This window comes from Paracoccus sp. (in: a-proteobacteria), assembly GCF_032007265.1.
Classification (GTDB): domain Bacteria; phylum Pseudomonadota; class Alphaproteobacteria; order Rhodobacterales; family Rhodobacteraceae; genus Paracoccus.
Map to the genome: position 1 here is coordinate 1 of NZ_DALZMB010000154.1, position 6376 is coordinate 6376.

A 6376-nucleotide genomic window follows, 5' to 3' on the forward strand; every position below is an offset into this window, starting at 1 on the left:
GATGTCATCAAGCCCGCGCTGATTGTTGCCCGCTTCTTCCCTAAGCTTCAGCAGGCGCTGGACGATGCGCAGGCCAAGGTCGAGGAACTGGGTCGTGAGATCGAGGAACTGGTCGAAGAACACGGCGCCGAGGGCGGGCTGCTGGCCGACGCCCTGACCGATGCGGGCAAGCTGACGGCGGCGTCTGTCAAGGTGCGCACGAAATCGGGCGAAGCAGAGCCCGAGGAGATGGAACTTCTGAAGCAGGCGGCCAAGCTGATGACGTCTGAAGCGACGGCGAAGAAGGTGGCCAAGGATGCCGAGGACGCGCTGACAGAAGCCACGTTGAAAAAATATCCTACCCTGACAGAGGACGAAATCCGCTCTCTGGTCGTGGATGACAAATGGCTCACCGACATAGCCGAATTGATTGAAACAGAGATTGAGGCGCGGACCGAGAAGATGACTGCGCGTGTTCGCGTGTTGACGGAGCGTTACGGCCATACATTGTCGGAGATTCATCAACATATGAGCGATCTGGAGGCGAGAGTTGCAAAACATCTGGCCGCGCTTGGGGTCGAGGCATGAATCAGGTATCGGATCTCGTCTCGCGCTGGCAGATTGGCCGCATCCATCCGACGCCGGACGTTGAACCTGCAGGTTGGACCCTAGAGAAGCTATGCGACATCGCTAAGCTCGAGAGTGGTCACACCCCAAGTCGCAACCGTCCCGACTATTGGGATGGCGGCATCCCTTGGCTCTCTTTGCACGACTCGAAGACGATTGAGGGGAAAATCCTCCATGATACTAAGATGACCGTATCGGCACTGGGTCTTGCGAATTCTTCTGCCCGTTTGCTGCCCGAAGGGACAGTTGCTCTGTCTAGGACTGCAACGATTGGCAAGGTGGCTGTCTTGGGCCGTCAAATGGCTACTAGCCAGGACTTTGCCTGCTACGTCTGTGGGCCCCGTCTCCACAACAGATACCTCGCCCATCTATTCCGAGGCATGGAAGCTGAATGGAATCGCCTGATGGCGGGGAGCACACACAACACCATCTACATGCCGACATTCGAGAACATGCAGATACTTGTGCCTCCCATAAAGGAGCAGGTAGCCATCGCCGAGGCGCTTTCGGATTCGGATGCGTTGATTGAGGGGCTGGAGCGACTGATCGCGAAGAAGCGGCTCATCAAGCAGGGCGCAATGCAGGACCTCCTGACCGCCAAGCGCCGCCTTCCGGGGTTTTCAGGAGGGTGGGAACTGAAAACGCTAGGCGAACTGGTAACGATTGTCATGGGTCAGTCACCAAGCTCAAGCGCCTATAATTCGGAGGGCGATGGCCTACCGTTGATCCAAGGCAATGCGGACATCAAGGATCGAGGGACAATCACAAGGTTCTTCACACGCGATGTTACTAAACTCGGAAAAGCCGGTGACTATCTGATGACGGTGCGCGCGCCGGTTGGTGAGATTGCCACGACAGACATGGATGTATGTCTTGGTCGCGGCGTCTGCGCTTTGCGAACCGATGAGCGGATTGTCTACCATATCATGGTTGCGAAAGAGCCAGAATGGGCGAAGCTTTCTAAAGGCTCGACCTTTGATTCAGTTAATGGGGCCGAAATTAGAGCTTTTGAGGTGCTTTTCCCGACCGATGCAGAGGAACGGGTCGCTGTTGCGCAATTGTTGGACGATATGGACGCCGAAATCCAAGCCCTCGAAACCCGCCTCGACAAGGCGCGGCAGGTGAAGGAGGGTATGATGCAAAACCTTTTGACGGGTCGGATCCGGCTGGTCTGACGATTTTGAGTAAGTGACTTTAAGGGCGGGAACAGAAGCATGAGCACGATAGGCGAGGCGGAGCGCAAAGCGCAGAACAGGATCATCGACTTGCTGACCGCCCGCCGCTCGGATGCAGCCGGTGGCCTTGGCTGGCGTTACCTGGGTGACTGGAAGAAACGCTCGGATAACGCCAATATCGAACCCGAATTCCTGCGCCCGTGGCTGCTGTCTCGCGGTTATACGCCCGAGGTGGCCGACCAGGCCATCACTCACCTGAAACGCGCAGCGCGGATGGAAGGGGCGAAGCTCTTCGACGCCAACCGTGCCTTTTATGACGCGTTGCGCTTCGGCCTTGCCGTTAACCCCGGCCCGGGCGAGGCCCCCGTCACCGTTCGCTTCATCGACTGGGAAAACCCCGCCGCCAACGACCTTGCTGTGGCAGAAGAGGTGGCGGTCAAAGGCAAGGATGCCAAGGCCTACAACAAACGCCCCGACTTGGTGCTTTACGTCAACGGAATCGCCCTTGGCGTCATCGAGCTGAAGAAATCGACCATCAGCGTCGGCGAAGGTATCCGACAGACCCTGGACAACCAGCGCCCCGAGTTCATCCGTCATTTCTTTACCACGGTGCAGATCACCTTTGCGGGCAACGGCAGCGAAGGCCTGCGCTATGCGCCCATCCTGACGCCCGAGCCCTACTGGCTGGCGTGGAAGGAAGAAAGCGACATCACGTCCCGCCTTGACCGTGACGTGACCCAGATGATGTCGCCTGCGCGGTTTCTGGAACTGATCCACGATTTCACACTTTTCGATGGCGGGTATAAAAAGCTCGCCCGCACGAACCAGTATTTCGCGGTGAAGGCCGCGCAGGACCGGGTGCGCGCAAAGGAAGGCGGCATCATCTGGCAGACCCAAGGGTCCGGAAAAAGCCTGATCATGGTGATGCTAGCCCGCTGGATCCGCGAGAACTATCCAGATGGCCGCATCCTGATCGTGACGGACCGAAAGGAACTGGACCGGCAGATTGAGGATGTCTTTGGTAATACCGGCGACAAGGTGCGCCGTGCCCGCACGGGCAACGACCTGATGGCCGCACTGGCCGACCCCACCGATCGCATCATCTGCTCACTGGTCCATAAATTCGGCACGCGCGAGCAAGGCGAGATGGAAGGGCTGGTGGCCGACATCCAGAACGCCAATATCAGCGCACCCGTCGGCGAGTTCTTCGTCTTCATCGACGAGGCGCACCGCAGCCAGTCCGGCAAGCTGGCAAAAGCCATGCGCCAGATCATGCCGGATGCCATGTTCGTCGGCTTCACCGGCACGCCGTTGCTCCGGTCGGACAAAGGGACCTCGCTTGAGACCTTTGGGCCCTATATCGGCAAGCCCTACCGTTTCGACGAAGCGGTCGAGGACGGCGTCGTGCTGGACCTGCGCTATGAGGCGCGGGACATTGATCAGCGCATCACCTCGCCCGACAAGATCGACGCCTGGTTCGAGGCAAAGACCAAGAACCTGACGCCAATCGCCAAGGCGACCCTGAAGCAGCGCTGGGGCACATTGCAGCGCGTGCTGTCAAGCAAGGATCGCCTGGAGCAGATCGCCAGCGACATTATCATGGATATGGAGTTGAAACCTCGCCTGAAGGCCGGTCGTGGCAACGCCATGCTGGTCGCAGGGTCGATCTCCGAGGCCTGCAGATTCTTCGAGATCTTCAGCAAGTCCGGGTCCACACTCGCCAGCAAATGCGCGATCGTGACGTCTTATAAGCGGGCCGCGCCGGAACTGACCGGCGAAGAAACCGGCATGGGCGAAACCGAAAAGCAATATGTGCATCGGGTTTATGACTATCTGCTTGGGGATAAGAGCGAGGAGGACTACGAGGAAGAAGCGCTGCTCCTCTTCAAGAACGAACCGGGTCAGATGAAGCTGCTGATCGTGGTGAGCCGTCTTTTGACAGGATTCGATGCGCCAACGGCAACCTACATCTACATCGACAAGCAGATGCGCGACCACGGCCTCTTTCAAGCGATCTGCCGGGTGAACCGGCTGGATGGCGAAGACAAGGATTTCGGCTATATCGTCGACTACAAGGACCTGTTCCGAAACATCGAGAACGCCGTCGACGATTATACGTCGGAAGCCTTTGATCAGTTCGACAAGGAAGATGTCGAGGGCCTGATCACCGATCGGGCAGAACAGGCGGACGATGACCTGCGGACTGCCCGTGATGCGTGGCTCGGCCTGCTGGATGCCGTCGAGCAACCCAAAGGCGACAACGAGATCTTCACCTATTTCTCGAGCCCTCAGGGGATCGAGAATGATCCCGATGCTGAAGAGAAAGGTCGTCGTCGCCAGACCCTTTATCGCCTAGCCGGACAATATGCCCGTGCCTATGCCAACGTCGCTTCCGAACCTGATGCCTCCAGCTTCAACGAACTGGAAATGGGTGAAATGCGGAAAGAGGTTGAACGCGCAATTAACATTCGGGACGAGGTGCGCCTGCATAGTGGCGATGCCGTCGATCTAAAACTTTACGAGCCCGCGATGCGGCATCTCATCGATACCTATATCCGTGCGGACGATCCCAAGACGATCTCTCACCTGGACGATATTAGCCTGATCGACTTGGTCCTGAGCAAGGGCGCGGATGCCGTCAACGACCTGCCTGCCGGCACCAACAGAAATCGGAACAACGTCGCCGAGGCCATCGAGAACAACGTCCGCCGCCTCATCATCGACGAAACCCCGGTCAACCCGCGCTTCTACGAGCAAATGTCCCAACTCCTCACGGACCTTGTCACGCAGCGCCGCAACGATGCCATCGAATACGCCGAATACCTGAAGCGCATCGCCGAACTCGTAAAGCAGGCCAAGTCTGGCTATGGGACGGACTACCCCGCGAGCATCACGTCCGCAGGCCAGAAGGCGCTGTTCGACAACCTGAATAACGATGAGGAACCTGCACTGCGCGTCGATCAGGCGGTGCGCGATGTCGCACCGGACGGCTGGCGCGGTCATATGATGAAAGAAAAGAAAGTTAGGCGCGCTGTTGACGCTGCACTGCCAGGTGACGAAACCCTCGTCGACAACATCATGGCAATTTTGAAGAACCATAGTGAATACTGAGCACCATACGATCGGCGGCATCGATGTCGAGGTGCATTGGAAAAGCATCAAGAACCTGCATGTTGGCGTCTACCCACCTGATGGCCGCGTGCGCGTTGCGGCTCCGGCGGCTGTAAGCCTAGACGCCGTCCGGCGTGCAGTGTTGATGCGGATGGCATGGGTGCGGCGGCAGCAAGCGCGCTTCTTGGCCCAAGAGAGGCAATCACCGCGTCTCTATCAGTCCGGCGAAACCCACTATGTCTGGGGGCGCCCACTGCGCCTGGAAGTCGTCGAATGGAAAAGGCGGGCTCATAAGATTGCCGTTTTGGGGAACGACCGGCTGTCGATGAGCATCCCTCCGAACAGTAGCCGGGACCAGCGGGCCAAATGGATGGCCGCCTGGCGACGGACCGTGTTGCGGATGGTCTCCGCCCCCAAGGTTCAGAAATGGTCGGAGCTCCTAGGCGTGACGCCATCGACATGGGGCATACGTGACATGCGCACGAAATGGGGAAGCTGCAATGCCGCTAAAAGTATCATCTGGCTGAACACCGAGCTTTCCGCGAAGCCCGCCAATGCCACCGATTACGTTATCCTGCACGAACTCGCGCATCTGATCTCGGATCGACATGACGATCAGTTCGTTGCAGTTCTCGATCAACACATGCCGCAATGGCGAACCATTCGGAGAGATCTTAACTTATTCCCTCTTGCGGCGTGGGACGCTTAAAAAATTCGATACGCCCTAAATTTAAATTTCAAACTAGCTAAGAAGGAACGCCAATGCCTCATCTCTCAATCAAGGGTAATGATGATTCAAACGAAATGAACGATTATATTGAGGAATGCAGCAAGTCAGGGTATCCAAGCGTAATTTGCAAGCGATACAGCAAATACGCTGACGTCGATGTGAGGTTTGATCTTAGGGACAGCTTCAGCCTAGCTCCTTACGAAGACATGTCTAAAGACATCTTAAAAAAAGTCTCCCAAATAGTAGAAAAGCACACGAAAATTGGAAGCGGAGTTAAGATTTCTCTATTTAACATTTTTGTCGAAAGGCGTGAAATCCCAGTCGCTGAAGCGCTATCCGCAGAGCTCCATGCTTACTATGTCGATCTGGTTAATAGCGTCAACAATCAGTTCACATGACACCTGCGCGACCATTTCTTATTTGAAAAGGTCGCGCTTAACTAGAACGCATCAATGATTTGTTACGGTTTGATAAAAATTATATGTCGTTTATGATATAGGGTCTTCGATGAGGTTTTTTTTCACGGCACAGATAAAGTCTGTTACCGCTGCTCGGGTCCTTCCGATCTAGCGCCATTGCGTGTAGGCGCAACGTTCGGCCGCAGGACGGCGTTGTTGCAGAACTGGCCGTAGCGCAGCATCATGTCTTCGGCTGAACCTTCGAGCATTATAGGACGGGACATTGCGGTCATTCATCTTGAGGGCACCTCGATTTTTCCTTGTTTTCCGCCGTTCAGGGCCGATTTGGCGGCCTG

General features: G+C 56.5%; 4 protein-coding genes and 1 pseudogene. All 5 read left to right on the plus strand.

The genetic code is table 11. The features are described 5' to 3' along the window. Positions 1–567, plus strand: a pseudogene (locus RTS12_RS19485) (type I restriction endonuclease subunit M); the annotation flags it as partial. After that, on the plus strand, positions 564–1781 hold the full coding sequence (locus RTS12_RS19490) for a restriction endonuclease subunit S (RefSeq protein ID WP_312531550.1): 1218 nt from the start codon (positions 564–566) through the stop codon (positions 1779–1781). The pseudogene RTS12_RS19485 and the gene RTS12_RS19490, both read left to right, overlap by 4 nt. Positions 1782–1820: 39 nt before the next feature. Then, complete coding sequence (locus RTS12_RS19495; protein ID WP_312531553.1) at positions 1821–4892, plus strand: HsdR family type I site-specific deoxyribonuclease; 3072 nt, start codon at positions 1821–1823, stop codon at positions 4890–4892. Further along, the gene (locus tag RTS12_RS19500) at positions 4882–5601 is read left to right on the plus strand and encodes a SprT family zinc-dependent metalloprotease (protein WP_312531555.1); all 720 of its coding nucleotides are present in this window, start codon (positions 4882–4884) and stop codon (positions 5599–5601) included. Before RTS12_RS19495 ends, RTS12_RS19500 begins: the two co-directional genes overlap by 11 nt. 53 nt (positions 5602–5654) lie before the next feature. Continuing rightward, entirely contained in the window at positions 5655–6020 is a 366-nt protein-coding gene (locus tag RTS12_RS19505; protein ID WP_312531557.1) for a hypothetical protein, read from the plus strand. Positions 6021–6376: the final 356 nt, after the last annotated feature.